Origin of the sequence: Microbacterium sp. lyk4-40-TSB-66, assembly GCF_030209475.1 — a bacterium.
Lineage (GTDB): Bacteria > Actinomycetota > Actinomycetes > Actinomycetales > Microbacteriaceae > Microbacterium.
Map to the genome: position 1 here is coordinate 309,602 of NZ_JARVRW010000003.1, position 15,702 is coordinate 325,303.

General features: G+C 70.7%; 14 protein-coding genes and 1 pseudogene. 9 read left to right on the top strand and 6 right to left on the bottom strand.

The genetic code is table 11. From position 1 onward, the window contains the following. Positions 1-98 precede the first annotated feature (98 nt). The 3 genes from QRO03_RS06555 to QRO03_RS06565 all read right to left on the bottom strand — a co-directional run bounded on the left by QRO03_RS06555 (position 99) and on the right by QRO03_RS06565 (position 2,464). Complete coding sequence (locus tag QRO03_RS06555) at positions 99-413, bottom strand: hypothetical protein (protein ID WP_285136714.1); 315 nt, start codon at positions 411-413, stop codon at positions 99-101. A gap of 104 nt (positions 414-517) precedes the next feature. Then, positions 518-1,216 carry an endonuclease NucS gene (gene nucS, locus QRO03_RS06560; RefSeq protein WP_285136715.1) on the bottom strand — a complete coding sequence of 233 codons (699 nt, stop codon included), beginning with the start codon at positions 1,214-1,216 and terminating at the stop codon, positions 518-520. A gap of 9 nt (positions 1,217-1,225) precedes the next feature. After that, complete coding sequence (locus QRO03_RS06565; protein ID WP_285136716.1) at positions 1,226-2,464, bottom strand: MFS transporter; 1,239 nt, start codon at positions 2,462-2,464, stop codon at positions 1,226-1,228. Between the two features lie 77 nt (positions 2,465-2,541). Between QRO03_RS06565 and QRO03_RS06570 the strand changes: the two genes are divergently transcribed. From QRO03_RS06570 to mnhG, 7 genes and pseudogenes are all read left to right on the top strand, one after another. Beyond that, positions 2,542-3,585, top strand: a complete 1,044-nt coding sequence (locus QRO03_RS06570; protein WP_285136717.1) for a LacI family DNA-binding transcriptional regulator — start codon at positions 2,542-2,544, stop codon at positions 3,583-3,585. A 96-nt stretch (positions 3,586-3,681) separates the two neighbouring features. Beyond that, the gene (locus QRO03_RS06575; protein WP_285136718.1) at positions 3,682-6,609 is read left to right on the top strand and encodes a Na+/H+ antiporter subunit A; all 2,928 of its coding nucleotides are present in this window, start codon (positions 3,682-3,684) and stop codon (positions 6,607-6,609) included. Further along, positions 6,606-7,115 (top strand): annotated as a pseudogene (locus QRO03_RS06580) (Na(+)/H(+) antiporter subunit C); the annotation flags it as partial. The gene QRO03_RS06575 and the pseudogene QRO03_RS06580, both read left to right, overlap by 4 nt. A 170-nt stretch (positions 7,116-7,285) precedes the next feature. After that, positions 7,286-8,842, top strand: a complete 1,557-nt coding sequence (locus tag QRO03_RS06585) for a Na+/H+ antiporter subunit D (RefSeq protein WP_285136719.1) — start codon at positions 7,286-7,288, stop codon at positions 8,840-8,842. After that, complete coding sequence (locus QRO03_RS06590) at positions 8,839-9,447, top strand: Na+/H+ antiporter subunit E (protein WP_285136720.1); 609 nt, start codon at positions 8,839-8,841, stop codon at positions 9,445-9,447. Before QRO03_RS06585 ends, QRO03_RS06590 begins: the two co-directional genes overlap by 4 nt. Then, the gene (locus tag QRO03_RS06595) at positions 9,444-9,713 is read left to right on the top strand and encodes an MrpF/PhaF family protein (protein WP_285136721.1); all 270 of its coding nucleotides are present in this window, start codon (positions 9,444-9,446) and stop codon (positions 9,711-9,713) included. The genes QRO03_RS06590 and QRO03_RS06595 overlap by 4 nt, the downstream gene beginning before the upstream one ends. Beyond that, the gene (mnhG, locus tag QRO03_RS06600) at positions 9,710-10,090 is read left to right on the top strand and encodes a monovalent cation/H(+) antiporter subunit G (RefSeq protein WP_285136722.1); all 381 of its coding nucleotides are present in this window, start codon (positions 9,710-9,712) and stop codon (positions 10,088-10,090) included. Before QRO03_RS06595 ends, mnhG begins: the two co-directional genes overlap by 4 nt. A gap of 129 nt (positions 10,091-10,219) precedes the next feature. On the opposite strand, the gene QRO03_RS06605 is transcribed toward mnhG, so the two are convergent. From QRO03_RS06605 to QRO03_RS06615, 3 genes are all read right to left on the bottom strand, one after another. Next, complete coding sequence (locus QRO03_RS06605) at positions 10,220-10,762, bottom strand: SRPBCC family protein (protein ID WP_285136723.1); 543 nt, start codon at positions 10,760-10,762, stop codon at positions 10,220-10,222. Positions 10,763-11,107: 345 nt separating this feature from the next. Beyond that, positions 11,108-11,815, bottom strand: a complete 708-nt coding sequence (locus QRO03_RS06610; RefSeq protein WP_285136724.1) for an ABC transporter ATP-binding protein — start codon at positions 11,813-11,815, stop codon at positions 11,108-11,110. Positions 11,816-11,846: 31 nt separating this feature from the next. Then, the gene (locus QRO03_RS06615) at positions 11,847-13,316 is read right to left on the bottom strand and encodes an ABC transporter permease (protein ID WP_285136725.1); all 1,470 of its coding nucleotides are present in this window, start codon (positions 13,314-13,316) and stop codon (positions 11,847-11,849) included. A 122-nt stretch (positions 13,317-13,438) separates the two neighbouring features. Between QRO03_RS06615 and QRO03_RS06620 the strand changes: the two genes are divergently transcribed. Continuing rightward, positions 13,439-14,173: a response regulator transcription factor gene (locus QRO03_RS06620; protein ID WP_285136726.1), complete on the top strand. Its 735-nt coding sequence runs from the start codon at positions 13,439-13,441 to the stop codon at positions 14,171-14,173. Beyond that, entirely contained in the window at positions 14,170-15,612 is a 1,443-nt protein-coding gene (locus tag QRO03_RS06625) for a sensor histidine kinase (RefSeq protein ID WP_285136727.1), read from the top strand. The genes QRO03_RS06620 and QRO03_RS06625 overlap by 4 nt, the downstream gene beginning before the upstream one ends. Positions 15,613-15,702 lie beyond the last annotated feature (90 nt).

Consider the following 15,702-nt stretch of genomic DNA (forward strand, 5'->3'; position numbering starts at 1 on the left):
GCTACCGGCGCGGCATCCCGATGGGTCGACGGGGATGCCGCGCCGACGACGGGACGCGAGTCCGCGCTATCGCGGTGCCGCGAGGATCCGACCTCGGGTCACGCGCAGAGGGGAATCCATCGGTAGTAACCCGGGGAGGTCTGCGCGACGCTCGCGCTGGCGGTCCGATTCTTCCCGAGGAAGTCACCGCCACCCTTCGTGTAGAAGCCAGTGCCGCTCACCCCGCGCTTCTTCACGACGGAACCCTCTGCGACGAGGGTCGTGAGCGCTGCCGTCGTGCAGGTGATGTAGGACGGATATCCGTAAGACGGGCGAGCCGACGCCGCCTGCGGGACGAGCAGGCCCGCCGCCACGAGGGCGAGCGTGGCTCCACCGACGGCGACGGATCGGGGGACGCGGGACAGGAACGGCATGGGAGCCTCCTCAGGGGGCGAGAGCGGACTGATCGTTCGAGTCTGCGCCGGAACCCGCTGTCCGTCCCCGGAATTCACCCGCCCGCGAGGCAGGATCACGAGGATCAGAACAGGCGGGGTGCGCCCGACTGAACGCCCTTCATCTCGTCGTAATCGAGGGTGAGACAGCGGATGCCGCGGTCGGTCGCCAGCACGCGCGCCTGCGGCTTGATCTCTTGCGCGGCGTAGACACCCGTGACCGGCGCGAGCAAGGGGTCGCGGTTGAGCAGCTCGAGATAGCGCGTGAGCTGTTCGACGCCGTCGATGTCGCCGCGACGCTTCACCTCGATCGCGACGGTGCCGCGACCGTCGTCGTTGCGCAGGAGCAGGTCGACCGGTCCGATGGCGGTCGGGTACTCGCGACGGACGAGCGTGAGGTTCTCGCCGACCACCGACACCTGCTCCGCCAGCAGGCGCTGCAGGTCGGCCTCGACGCCGTCTTTGATGAGGCCGGGATCGACGCCCAGGTCGTGGGCGGTGTCGTGGAAGATCTCGTGGATGCGCACCAGCAGCGCGTCACCGGTCTTGGCGTGCGTGACGCGCCAGCGTTCGATCACCCCGTCTTCGAGGTCGACCTCGTCGGGCTGCTCCATCGTGAGCGCGCAGGGCGGGCTCATCCAATTGAGCGGCTTGTACGAGCCGCCGTCGGAGTGGACGAGCAGGCTCCCGTCACCCTTGTGCACGAGCAGGCGGGTGGCGAGGGGCAGATGCGCGTTGAGGCGGCCGGTGTAATCGACGGAGCAACGGGCGATGACGAGACGCACCCGTCGAGCCTAATCGCGCCGCGCGGGTTCCCTGGCGGGCTCGGCCACCGGGAGGGGCTTGGCCGCACCCGAGAAGAGCCCGGATGCCACGATCAGCCCGACCACGATGAGCAGTGTGTTCAGCAGGCCGATGTGGTCGCCGATCCACCCGAGGATGGGCGGGCCGCACAGGAACGCGACGTAGCCGATGGTGGCCGCCGCGGCGACGCGCGAGGCGGCCTTGGCGGGATCGTCGGCGGCGGCCGACATGCCGATGGGGAAGCCGAGCGAGGCGCCGAGACCCCACAGGGCGGCACCGACGAAGACGAGGGGTCCGAACGGGGCGAGGATGAACAGCAGCAGGCCCGCCGCCGCGGTGCCGGCCAGCACGCGCAGCACCAGCACGCGGCCGAAACGGTCGACGACGGGGCCGCCAACGATGCGGCCCGCGGTCATGGCGACGGAGAAGACGGCGAGCACGGCCGGCCCCGCCTCTTCGGGAGCGCCGTGGCCGTAGACCACCGCCGAGGGCAGCCAGTCGTTCGCGCTCCCCTCGGCGAACGCCATGCCGAGCATGATGACGCCGAGCGTGTAGGTGCGGGGCTCGCGCCACGCCTCCAGCGACACCGCGAGGCGTTCGCGCCAGTGGGCGCGTTCTTCGGCGGCGGGGGCGTCCATCGCGACCTCCGCGCGCGGCACGTTGGCCACGGCGACGAACGCGACGACGAGGATCACCACGCCCATCGCCACGCAGTGCGCCATGACCGGGATGTCCAGGCTCACGGCGAGGAAACCGAGGCCCGCGCCGATCACGGTCCCGAAGCTGAAGAAGGCGTGCAGGAGGGGCATGATCGTGCGGCTGGTGGCCTTCTCGAGCGCGGCGCCCTCGACGTTCATCATCACGTCGACCGCGCCGTTGCCGAAACCGAAGAGGGCCAGACCCACGAGGGCGACACCGAAGAGCTGCAGCGTGTCGGCACCGAACCCGATGACCGCCAGCCCGATGCCCACGAGCACGAGCGCGACGAGCATGCCCGAGCGCGCACCGATTCGCGCCATGACGGCGGGGGCGATGGAGAGGCCGATGATGGATGCCACGCCCATGCCGAGCAGGAGCAGTCCCACGCCGGAGTTCTCGATGCCGAGGGACTCGCGGATGGCGGGCACGCGCGACGCCCAGGTCGAGATGCTGAGGCCGCTCGCGAGGAAGATCGCGCAGATCGCGATGTGCCAGCGCACGAGCTGCGAGCGGGTCAACGTGGAGTGCATGTGGACACTCTAACGAATCGATTCGACATCGATCGAATCGATTCGGGATCAGTGCGCTCGCCGGGTAGCATCGCCCCGTGAGCACCCGACGCGCGACCATCAACGACGTCGCCCGCGAAGCCGGCGTCTCGCCGTCGACCGCGTCGGTCGTCTTCAGTGGGAAGACGCCGACCTCGGAGGCGACCCGTGCCCGCGTGCTCGCCGCGGCGGAGAGCCTGGGTTACACCGGCCCCGACCCCCGCGCGGCGTCGCTGCGGAGAGGCCGCTCGGGCATCGTCGGGGTCGTCTTCGACCAGCACCTGGGCACCGCCTTCCTCGACCCGGTCACCACGCACATGATGGACGGCCTCGCCGACGGCGTCTCGCGACTCGGCGCTGCCCTGTTGCTGCTCCGCGACGACGGCGTGACCGTGAGCGAGCCGTCACTGCACACCGCGCCCATCGACGCCGCCGTCCTGATCGGCTGCAGCCCCCGCATGCGCGATTCGCTCGAGATCGTTCGGGGGCGCGGCATCCCGGTCGTGGTGGTCGAGGGCGACGCGGGCGAAGGCGTCCCTCGCGTTCTGCTCGACAACGCCGACGCACAGCGGGCGGCCGCCCGCCACCTCGCCGACCTGGGGCACGACGACGTCGTGATCGTCACCCTGCCGGTCGACACCCTGCGACGACGCGGATGGCTCGCTCCCGACGCCGTCATCGGCGTCGACGTCACCGCTGACCGGCTGCGAGGCGCGCGACAGGTGTTCCCGGACGCGCCCGCACTCGCCGCGGCGACCAGCTCGATCGACGAGGGCGCGATCGCCGGGCGCACGATCTTCGCCGAACGTCGGCCCACCGCGATCATCGCCCAGAGCGACCTGCTCGCCGCCGGGATCATCCGCGCCGCGGAGGAAGCGGGTCTCCGTGTGCCGCAGGACGTCAGCGTCACCGGTTTCGACGGGGTGGTGGTCGACGGGCTCGCCCCTCACGTGCTGACCACCCTCGTGCAGCCCGCCACCGCGAAGGGGCGCGCCGCGGGCGAGGCCGTGGCCGCGATGCTGGAGGATACGGTGCCCTCGGGGCTCGACCTCGAGTGCACCTTCCGGGTCGGGACCACGACGGGCCCGCCGCCTACCACGTGAGGCGAGTAGGTGCCGAGACTCTCATGCGCCGCATAGAATAGGTCCGACACCCCGAGAGCCCGGGCAACCGCCCGTCGACCCCGAGGAGGCCCACGCATGCTGGTGTTCCTCGGCGCGTTCGCGGCACTTCCGCTGCTGCTCCCCTGGCTGGTCTCGCGCATCGGAGCCCGCGCTTTCTTCGTGGCCGCCGTGCTGCCGTTGCTGGCGTTCGTGCACGCCGTCACGCTCGCCCCCGCGGTGTTCGCCGGCGACATTCCGTTCGAGGAATACCGCTGGATCCCCGCGATCGACGTCTCGCTCTCGATGCGGATGGACGTGCTCGGGTGGCTGTTGACCCTCGTGGTCACCGGCGTCGGCGCTCTCGTCATGCTCTACTGCCGCTGGTACTTCCGTGGCAAGACCCAGGGCGTCGGGCAGTTCTCGGCCGTCCTGCTGGCCTTCGCCGGCGCGATGTACGGGCTCGTGCTGACCGACGACATCGTCGTGCTGATCATGCTGTGGGAGATCACCAGCGTGCTGTCGTACCTGCTCATCGGGTACTACCACGCCCGATCCTCGAGCCGGCGTGCGGCCCTGCAGGCGCTCCTGGTGACGACCCTGGGCGGCCTGGTCATGCTGATCGGCGTCGTGCTCATGGTCGTGCAGGCGGGCACGTCGAGCCTGTCGGCCATCCTCGCCGACCCGCCGACAGGCACCGTCGTCGACATCGCCGTGCTTCTGCTGCTCGTCGGTGCGTTGAGCAAGTCGGCCATCTTCCCCTTCCACTTCTGGCTGCCCGGTGCGATGGCCGCCCCCACCCCCGTCAGCGCCTATCTGCACGCCGCGGCGATGGTGAAGGCCGGTATCTACCTGATCGCGCGGCTCGCGCCCGGTTTCGCGGAGACGCCGTTCTGGCGCCCGACGCTGATCACGCTCGGTGTGTTCACGATGCTGCTGGGCGGTTTCCAGGCGCTGCGCGAGCGCGACCTCAAGCGCATCCTCGCGTTCGGCACGGTCAGTCAGCTGGGTTTCCTCACCGTCATGCTCGGCTACGGCACGCGGGATGCCGCTCTCGCCGGCGTCGCGCTCCTACTCAGCCATGCGCTGTTCAAGTCGTGCCTCTTCCTCATCGTCGGCGTCATCGACCGCCAGTTGAACACCCGCGACATCGGACAACTCTCCGGACTCGGGCGCCAGGCCCCGGTGATGGCCACGGCGTCGTTCATCGCGATCGGATCGATGGCCGGCGTCATCCCCACCCTGGGTTTCGTCGCGAAAGAGACGGCGCTCACCGCGCTGCTGCACGAGGCGGAAGCGGGCGCCGGGTGGGGGATCGTGGCGCTGATCGGCGTCGTGCTCGGCTCGGCCCTCACGGCGGCGTACGGCATCCGGTTCCTGTGGGGCGCCTACTGGACCAAGCGCGACGTCGAGACGACCGACTGGCCGGACCCCCCGATCGGGTTCCTCTCGGCGCCGGTCCTGCTCGCCGCCGCCTCGCTCGTGCTCGGCTTCCTGTCGCCGATCGTCGACCACTGGCTCGCGCCGTACGCCGACGGCGTTCCCGAGGCGACGCCGGGTGTCCCCGCGCCCGACTACCCCTACCACCTGGCGCTCTGGCACGGCCTGGAGCCGGCGCTGTTCATCTCGCTCGGCACCCTCGCGCTCGGCGCCGGCGTGTTCTGGGTTGTGCGCAAGACGCAGCTCCACAAGCGCCGGCGCGTGCTCCCGTTCACGGCGAACGACGCGTACAACCTCACGCTGCGGTCCATCGACCATTCGTCCGAGTGGATCACGGCGCGGTTCCAGCGCGGCTCGCTGCCGTTCTACGTGGGCACGATCTTCGTGGTCCTCGTCGTGGCCGAGGGCACCGCCCTGCTGGCGTCCAACGAGTGGCGCGCCCAGCTCGACGCCTGGCAGTCGCCGACGCAGCTCATCTCGGCGCCGATCATGATCGCAGCCGGCATCCTCGCCGTTCGGGCACGCAAGCGGTACACCGGTGTCGCGCTCGTGTCGGTGACCGGGCTCGGCATGGTCGTGCTCTTCGCGACGAGCGGGGCGCCCGACCTCGCCCTCACGCAGGTGCTCATCGAGACCGTCACGCTCGTGGTGTTCGCCCTCGTGCTGCGGCGCCTGCCGGCGCGCATGGGCGAGCAGAACGAATCGGTCGCACCGATCGCCCGGGCCGTCCTGGGCGCCGGTGTCGGATTGACCATGGCGCTGGTCGCCATCGTCGCGACCGGTGCCCGGCAGGACCTGCCCGTGTCACTCGAATGGCCGCCGCTGGCCTACGAGATCGGCCACGGGCGCAACGTCGTCAACGTCGCTCTCGTCGACCTCCGCGGGTGGGACACGATGGGCGAGCTCTCGGTGCTCGTTCTCGCGGCCACGGGTGTGGCATCCCTCGTCTTCATCACCGACCGCAGCGACAACCTCGCCCGTCGCTCGGGTACCGCCCGCAGCGTCGTGGGCCTCGGTCGTCGGCGCCCGCTGGTCGAGACCGACGAGGGCGTCCGCGCCCAGCGCGTCGGCGAGACCGGTGCCCCGCGCGCCTGGCTCGTCTCGGGGGCCAAGGTGCAGCCCGAGAACCGCTCGATCCTGCTCGAGATCGTCATCCGGGTGCTGTTCCACTCGGTCATGATCGTGTCGCTCTACCTGCTGTTCGCGGGGCACAACCTGCCGGGTGGCGGGTTCGCCGGCGGTCTCGTCGCGGGTATGGGCCTGGTGATGCGCTACATCGCGGGCGGACGGTGGGAGCTGGGGGCGGCCGCGCCCACCGACGCCGGACGCCTCCTCGGCGCGGGCATGGCGATCGCCGTGCTGTGCGCACTCGCGCCCATGTTCTTCGGGTTCGCCCCGCTGCAGAGCTTCACCTTCGAAGGGGAACTGCCGGTCATCGGCCATTGGGAGTTCGTGACCAGCACCATCTTCGACATCGGCGTCTACCTGGTCGTCATCGGACTCGTGCTCGACGTGCTCCGCAGCCTCGGCGCCGAGGTCGACCGGCAGTCGCAGCGACCGGAGGACGCGGAGGTGGTGTCCGCGTGAGCATCTCCCTCGTGCTGATCATCGTCATGGCCGTGCTCTTCGCGTGCGGCGTCTACGCCATGCTCGAGCGCAGCCTCACCCGCGTGCTGATCGGCTTCCTGCTGCTCGGCAACGCCGCGAACCTCCTGCTGCTCGTCGTCATGGGAGCGCCCGGGCGCGCACCGTTCTACGACGGTGGCGAGACGGATGCCGCGGACATGTCCGACGCTCTGCCCCAGGCGCTGACCCTCACCGCCATCGTGATCACCTTCGGTATCTCCGCCTTCCTGCTCGCGCTCATCTACCGCTCGTGGCAGCTGGGGCAGGCCGACACGGTCGTCGACGACGCCGACGACGTCGCCCTGCGCACGCGCACGGCCGCCGAGGTCGAGGACGCCATGGACGAGGAGTCGCGCTCCGACGACGACGACTTCACGACCGACTTCGTCGGCGACGTCGCCTCGCCCATCCGCGTGCTCCACCAGGGCGACCTGTCACAGCTCGTCGACGACGCCCCGGTCGACCGCGTGGCGGTGCAGCGCGATCAGCCCGGTGCCCATGAACCCGGTGCCCGCGAACCCGGTGCGCCTGAACCCGGTGCGCCTGAACCCCGTGCCGGCGGACCCCGTGCCGGCGGACCCCGCGCCGAGGCACCCCGCGACGGCGACCCCCGCGACTCCCAGGACGGTGATCGCCCGTGAGCGCGCTCGTACCCCTCCTCGTCGGCATCCCCCTCATCGGTGCCGCGATCAACCTCGTCTTCGGGCGCCGCAAGAAGGTGCAGATCGTCGTGTCCGTCGCCTCGCTGGCGGCGGTGCTCGTGCTGGGCGCGGTCCTGCTCGTGGCCGTCGACTCCGGCGGTCCCATCGCGGTGGCGATCGCGGGCTGGGCCATTCCGTTCGGCATCGTGCTCTACGTCGACGTGCTCGCAGCCCTGCTCGTGGTCATCACGAGCATCGTGCTGCTCGCGGTGCTGTTGTTCTCGATCGGTCAGGGAGCCGCCGACAACGACGAAGACACCCCGGTCTCGATCTTCTACCCGGCGTACCTGATCCTGGGTGCGGGCATCTTCAACGCCTTCATCGCGGGCGACCTGTTCAACCTCTACGTCGGGTTCGAGATCCTGCTCGTCGCCTCGTACGTGTTGATCACGCTCGGCGGCACGGAGTCTCGCATCCGCACCGGCGTCGTCTACATCGTCGTTTCCCTGGTGTCGTCGATCCTGTTCCTCGCCGCGATCGCGATGGTCTACGGCGCCCTCGGCACGGTCAATATGGTGCAGATCAGCGAGCGCATGGCCCTGCTGCCGCAGGACACGCAGACGATCCTGCACCTGCTGCTGCTGCTCGCCTTCGCGATCAAGGCCGCCGTCTTCCCGCTGTCGTTCTGGCTGCCGGACTCGTACCCGACCGCCCCCGCGCCGGTCACCGCGGTGTTCGCGGGGTTGCTCACAAAGGTCGGCGTCTACGCGATCATCCGCACCGAGACGCAGTTGTTCGTGGCGAACGACCTGAACTTCCTGCTGATGATGGTCGCGCTCGCGACGATGATCGTCGGCATCCTGGGCGCCGTCGCGCAGGCCGAGCTCAAGCGCATCCTGTCGTTCACGCTCGTGAGCCACATCGGCTACATGATCTTCGGACTCGCCATCAACACGCCCCTGGCGATCGGGGCGACGATCTACTACATCGTCCACCACATCATCGTCCAGACGACACTGTTCCTGGCCGTGGGGCTCATCGAGCGCCGTGCGGGGAGCACGTCGATCCTGAAGGTGAAGGGTCTGATGCGCGCCGCGCCCCTACTGGCGGTGCTGTACTTCATCCCGGCGATCAACCTCGGCGGTCTCCCACCGTTCTCGGGCTTCATCGGCAAGTACGCACTGTTCGACGCCGCGGCCCAGGTGGGCACCCCCGTCATGATGGTGCTCATCGTCGGGGGGATCGTGACCTCGATCCTCACCCTGTACGCCCTCATGCGGGCGTGGAACCTGTCGTTCTGGCGGGAGGACGACGACTCGGCCGAGACGACCGAGCGCATCGCCTACCTCGGCAACGCCCCCGCCGCCACGATCTCGACCGAGCGCCGCACGATCCCCCGGATCATGACCTTCGCGACCGCCGGCATGGTCGTGGTGACCCTCTCGCTGACGGTCTTCGCCGGTCCGCTGCTCGACATGTGCCTGCGCGCCGGTGAGACGATCGCCGAAGGCGTCAGCCTCGTGCAGCTGCAGGAACAGGCGGGCGAGCAATGAGCCCGTCGCGTCGCTCGCAGGTCTCGCTGTTCCTGCATCAGCTGCCGCTACTGGTGTGGCTGGTGGCATTGTGGATGCTGCTGTGGGGCCAGCTCACCTGGCTCGCCCTGATCACCGGCCTGGTCATGGCCGTCTTCGTCACGCGCGTGTACCGTCTCCCCCCGGTCGAGCTGTCGGGTCGCATCAACCTCTGGTACGGATTCGTCTTCGTCATCACCTTCCTCGGTGCGGTCGTCAAGGGATCGCTCATCGTCGCCTGGCAGGTGCTCGACTTCCGCCGGCAACCCGGGGCGGCGATCATCGCGGTCCCGCTCCGCGTGGACGACGACGTCATCATGGCGCACACGGCGGTCACGGCATCCCTCATCCCGGGTTCGCTCATCGTCGACGTCGACCGCGAGAACCGCACGCTCTTCCTGCACACGATCGGCGTGCGCAGTGACGAGGATGCCGAGCATCAGCGCCGCGTCGTGCTCCGGTGGGAAGCCCGGATCACGCGTGCCGTCGGGTCGAAGGAAGAGCTCCTGGAGCTGGAGGCGCGCATTGCCGACAGCTCCGCCCACGACGCCGACGCGCCCCCCGGAGAGCGGAGGACCTCGCCGTGACCACCGTTCTCATCGTCCTCATCCTGGTCGCGTTCGCCGCCGCGGCGGTGCTGGCGCTCATCCGCCTCGTCATCGGCCCCTCGATCCTCGACCGTGCCGTCGCGGCCGACGTGCTGCTCACCGAGGTGGTCTGCATCCTGGGCGCCGACATGGTGATCAACCAGCACACGCAATCGCTGCCGGCCATGCTCGTGATCGCGGCCATCGGCGTGTTCGGGTCGATCGCCGTCGCCCGTTTCGTCGCGCGGAAGGAGAACCCGAGATGACCATCGAGGCCGTTCTCGACACCCTCGCGCTCGTGCTCGTGCTGATCGGCGCCGTGCTGTGTCTGACCGCGACCATCGGTTTGCTGCGCTGGCGCGACGTGCCGACGCGCCTGCACGCGGCGACGAAGCCGCAGGTGCTCGGGGTGCTGCTCATCGTGGTCGCGGTGGAGCTGTCACTGCGGTCGTGGGAGGCGCTCGCCTTCGGCATCCCGATCGTGCTCATCCAGTTCGCCACGGCACCCCTGGCCGCGCACATGGTGGGCCGTGCGGCGTACCGCAACCGCACGACGGACGAGGCGAACCTCTACGTCGACGAGCTGCGCCACAGCACCGAGCAGCCCGGCTCGACCGGCACGGAGACGCGTCCGGAGCGCTGAGGGTCCATGGTGCGGGATGCGCGGTGACGTGACGCCCGGGGTGGCGGCGGCGCGGGGGCCGGATCGCCGGATCGTGCGAGATGCGTGCACCGCCCGGGGGTGCTTCCCGCGGGTGACGCGATGCGCGGGTCAGATGCCGGCTTCGCGCATGTCCTCGCGGGCCTGGGGCGACGCGGTGCCCTCACGAGGCTCGGGCGTCTCGGTGCGGTGATCGAGCTCGCGGGCCTCGCGCTCCGCGCGACGGCCCTCGGCCAGGAACGCCAGGCGGTTGAGGCACTCGTGGTTGCGCAGGGTCAGCATCGGCCTCCAGATGAGCGCGGGCAGCAGGGAGGCGGCGCCCGAGACGGGCTCTTCGACGATCGTCACGGCCGCTCCCACCGGATGCGGGCGGGCGTCGATGCGGATGACCCCGCGACCCAGGATGCCGCCCTCCGGCCGCAGGCGGAGCCGGTGCGGGGGATTCCACTCCACGATCTCGGTCTCGTCGTGGATCATCACGGGCCAGACGCCGAGGGAGTGGTGGATGCGCGACCCCTCGCGCGGCCACTGCGGATCGACGTCGCGCATGCGCGCCGCTCCGACGACCCACACGGGGTAAAGCCATCCGTCGGAGAGCACTGCGAACAGGTCGTCGGGGGTGCAGTGCATCAGTCGCGTGTTGCGGGCGGCCATGGCATCCGTTCGGTCGGGGTGGTTCGACTGTAGGGGTGGATGCCGAGGGCTCGGCGGGCCTTGACGGGGTGCGGTGGGTTCCGGCGGGGAGGAGGCTGAGCCGGTCGACGTCACCCGGGGGTGTGGTGTGGACGGGCGCTGCTCTCGCGCATGACCTCCGCGAATCGCAGAACCTCCGTGGCATCCGGGGCATGGCGCCTGACTTCGCGCGAATCGCTGAGCTCATGCGCGGCGGGGGCGATGCGAGGGGGACGAGCGGAGGGGGAGGGACGAGCGGAGGGGGATGCCACGGGGGTGGCCCTCCGCCGGTCCCTCGCCCTCCGCTCGTCACGATGGGGCGACGGGTCAGTCGCGCGTGATGTCGGTGACCACTCCCTTCGCCAGACGCAGGCGACGGCGGGCGCGACGGGCGACGGCGGAATCGTGCGTCACGACGACGAGCGTGAGTCCCTCGGCGTTCAGCGCCTCGAGCACGTCGAGGATCTCGTCGCGCATGCGCTCGTCGAGGTTTCCCGTCGGCTCGTCCGCGAGCAGCACGCGTGGCTGCTTGGCCACGGCCCGGGCGATCGCGACACGCTGCTGCTGCCCGCCCGAGAGCTCGCCCGGGCGGTGGTCGGCGCGGTCGTCCAGCCCGACCCGGGCCAGAGCGTGCGTCACCCGCCGCCGCCGTTCTGCGCGATCGAGGCCGAGGGGCTCCAGACCCATATCGACGTTCTCGGCGGCGGTGAGGGTGGGGATGAGATTGAAACCCTGGAAGACGAAGCCGATCTCCTCAGCCCGGATCCGCCCGAGCTGCGCATTGGAGGCGGCCGCGATGTCGAGGTCGCCGAGCGTCACGGACCCGCTGGAGGGACGGTCGAGGGCTCCGAGCATCTGCAGCAGCGTGGATTTGCCGCCGCCGGTCGGGCCCTGGACGGTGACGAAGTCACCCGCGGCGATGTCGAGGTCGACACCGGCCAACGCCTGGACGGTGCGGTCGCGCTGGCGGTAGGTGCGCGTCACGCCTCGCAGGCTGTACGCGGTCGTCGTCAGGGTGGAGGCGGTGAGGGTCATGATGTCTCCTTCGAAGGACGGGGGATGCCGCTCACGCGACCGAGCGCAGGGCGGCGGCGGGACTGAGACGGGCGGCGCGCCAGCCGCCGAAGGCGCCCGCGAGCACACCGCCGAGCACGGCGATGCCGACGGCGGCCACGACGACCACCGGCGTCACGGGAGCGCTGAGCACGATGTCGGTGGCCTGGGACGCCGCCTGACCGAAGCCGCCGGGTCCGCCGGGACCGAAGCCCTCGCCACCCTGGCCAGAGCCGGTCGCCTGGCCGCCGACCGAGATGGTCGGCGCGACGACATCGACCAGCAGGATGCCGCCGAGCCCGAGGATCAGGCCCGCGACGCCGCCGATCAGACCCTGCGCGAGCGATTCGCCCGCGACCTGGCGCACGATGCGCGCGTTCGACCACCCGATGGCCTTGAGCGTCCCGAACTCCCGCGTCCGGCGGGCGACACCCGACGTCGTGAACAGCACCGCGAGGGCGAGGGCGACCAGGAGCACGACGACCGACAGCCACGTGCCGAGATTCGAGATCATCGACGACGCGCTCGACAGCGAACCCGAGACGGTCGAGGCGAGCTCGGACTGCGAGCTGACGGTGGCGTCGGGGAGCGCGGCCGTGATCTCGCTCTGCACCGCGTCGATGGCATCCGCCGACGAGGCCTGCACGTACACGGTCGACACGACGTCGCCCACTCCGGCGAGCGTCTGCGCGACGTCGAGGGGGACGTAGAGGTTGGCGGCGGTGTCGGCATCGGCCGACGCGGAGGCCACGATCCCGACGATCTGCATCGCGGTACCGGCGACGTCGACGGTGCCGCCGACGCTCAGTCCGGCGCTCGCCGCGTAGGTCGCATCGACGACCGCGACATCGGTGCCCGCGTCGGAGGCGGTGAGGGCACGACCCTCGGAGACGGTGACGGACGAGAGCGGACCGACGGATGCCGCCGGGTCGACGCCCAGCACGCTGAACGAGTCCACACCGAAGGCGCTGCCGCCGTCGCCGTCGCCGCCCGGGCCTCCACCCGTCGGCGGTTGCTGCGGCATCCCCTCGCCCTGCGTCGTTCCGGTCTGCGTGCCACGGTCGGGCATCTGCCCCGAGAACGTGGTGTTCGTCAGCGCCAGCGCGCCGGTGGCGGCCGATACGCCGTCGAGGCCCTCGACGGTGGTGACGGCGGAGGCGTCGAGCGTGCCGCGCCGCATGTCGGTCACCAGCCGTGACTGGCTGAGCGTCGTGGTCCCGTCGGTGGTCGTTCCCGCGTCGGCGCCGAAGTCGAAGCGCGGACCCCCGCCGCCCTGCCCGGGCTCGGTCTGGGCGCCGGTGACGGTGAGGTCGGTGCCGACGCCGTACACCGACGACAGCGCCTGCGACTGCGCATCGCGCACGCCCGCCGAGAGCGCGTTGACGACGATGACCAGCGCGATGGCGATCGCGAGTCCCACCGCGACGATCACGGTCTGCTTGGTGCGGCCGGCGAGCTCGCGCCGGAGGTACGTGCCGAACATGGTTCTCCTTCCGGACGCGGGATGCGGCCGTCTCAGGCGACGGTAGGAACGGCACCCTCACGGCTCCCTCACCGTTGCTATGAAGGAGGTATGTCGCGTGACTCCGGGGCCTGGGAGCGTGCATGCTGGCTCTCGTGACCTTGCGCCCCGCCCCCCTCGCCCGCCCCGACGGCTCGCCCATCCGTGTGCTCGTCGTCGACGACGAGGCCAACCTCAGCGACCTGCTGCGCATGGCATTGCAGAACGAGGGGTGGGACGCCCGCACCGCGGCGAACGGGCAGGAGGCGCTCGGCGTCATCCGCGAGTTCGCACCCGACCTGCTCGTGCTCGACATCATGATGCCGGGGCTCGACGGCATGGAACTGCTGACCCGCGTGCGGGCGGCGGGCAACGACGCACCCGTGCTGTTCCTGACGGCGAAGGATGCCGTGGAGGACCGCATCGCGGGGATCTCGGCAGGCGCCGACGACTACGTCACGAAGCCCTTCAACCTCGAAGAGGTCATCGTGCGGCTGCGGGGCATGGCCCGCCGCCACGTCGCAGCCGTCGCCGACGCCGACCCACGGCTGCGCGTGGGCGATCTCTCGCTCGACGAGGAATCGTACGAGGTCGAGCGCGGCGGCATCCCGATCAAACTCACCGCGAAGGAGTTCGAGCTGCTGCGCTACCTGATGCAGAACCCGCGCAGGGTGTTGAGCAAGGCGCAGATCCTGGATCAGGTGTGGAGCTACGACTTCGGCGGCAACGGCAGCGTCGTCGAGATCTACATCTCGTACCTGCGCAAGAAGATCGACACCCTCGGCGAACCGCTCATCCACACCGTGCGCGGCGTCGGCTACACGATCAAAGCGCCGTGACCCGCGGTCGCTGGACGCTGCGCCGCACGCTCGTCGTGGGGACGAGCGTGCTGGTCGCGCTCGCCTTCGTCGCGATGAGCCTGGCGACGATCCTGGCGCTGCGCTCCTTCGCCCTCGACCGCCTCGACCAGCAGGTGCGCGAGGGTCTGTCGTTCGCGGTGGGTCGCGACACCTTCGGGGGACGCGGCGGCGGGGACCGGCCCCCGGGGATGGATGCCGCGAACCCCGCGCCCCGCATCGGCACCCTGCAGGCGGTCGTCGACGACGACGGCACCGTCGAGCGCTCGGGCTACACGCGGGCGGACGGCACCGAGGTCGCGCTGAGCGACGAACAGGTCGCGTTGCTGCGCTCGGCGGTCACGACCGACGGCTCACCCGCGACCGTGGATCTCGGTGGAGACCTCGGCGCGTTCCGCGTGGCGGCGGCCACCGACGACGGCGTCTCCGTCTACGCCGGCAGCTCGCAGTCCGACGTCACCGCGACGACCTCGGCGCTGACCGCGATCCTCGTCGCCGTCTCGGCGGTGACCCTGCTCATCGCGATCCTGGGCCTGTCGCTCTTCGTGCGACGGAGCCTGCGCCCGCTCGACCGGGTGGCGGGCGTCGCGGAGCGCGTGTCGACGCTGTCGTTGAGCGCGGGCAGCGTCGACATCCCCGATCGGGTCGCCCCCTCCGACACCGACCCCGCGACCGAGGTGGGACGGGTGGGGGCGTCGCTCAACGGATTGCTCGGGCACGTGCAGTCCTCGCTGGCCGCCCGGCAGCACAGCGAGGAGCAGCTTCGCCGTTTCATCGCGGATGCCAGCCACGAGCTCCGCACGCCCCTGGCCAGCATCCGCGGCTACGCGCAGCTCTCGCTCGGCGAGGACGCGCCGATGACGCCCACGCAGGCCCGCTCGTTCGACCGGATCGAGTCGGAGGCCCAGCGCATGGCATCGCTCGTCGACGATCTTCTGCTCCTGGCGCGACTGGATGCCGGACAGCCGCTGCGCCGCGAAGAGGTCGAGCTGACGCTGCTCGCCGTCGACGCCGTCAGCGACGCCCAGGCCGCGGACGCGACGCACGAGTGGCGCCTCGACGTCACCGACGACCTCATCTCGGTGACCGGCGATGAGAACCGGCTGCGGCAGGTCGTGGCGAACCTGCTGCGCAACGCGCAGACCCACACCCCGGCGGGGACCACGGTGACGCTCTCGCTCGCCCGCGAGGGACGCGAGGCCGTGCTGCGCGTCGCCGACACCGGCCCGGGGATCGATCCGGGCATCGCAGAGCGCCTGTTCGACCGCTTCGCCCGCGGCGACGACTCGCGCAACCGGGATGCCGGGAGCACCGGTCTCGGGCTCTCGATCGCCCAGGCCATCACCGAGGCGCACGGCGGGACCATCGCGGTCGACAGCGCTCCCGGGCGAACCGTCTTCGAGGTGCGGCTGCCCGTGTGACGGCGGGCGGTGACCGGTCGGAGGGGTCGGGGCCCTTCGACAGGCTCAGGGACCTCCGGGGGCCTCGCGGATGTCCGGTGGCCTCCGGGG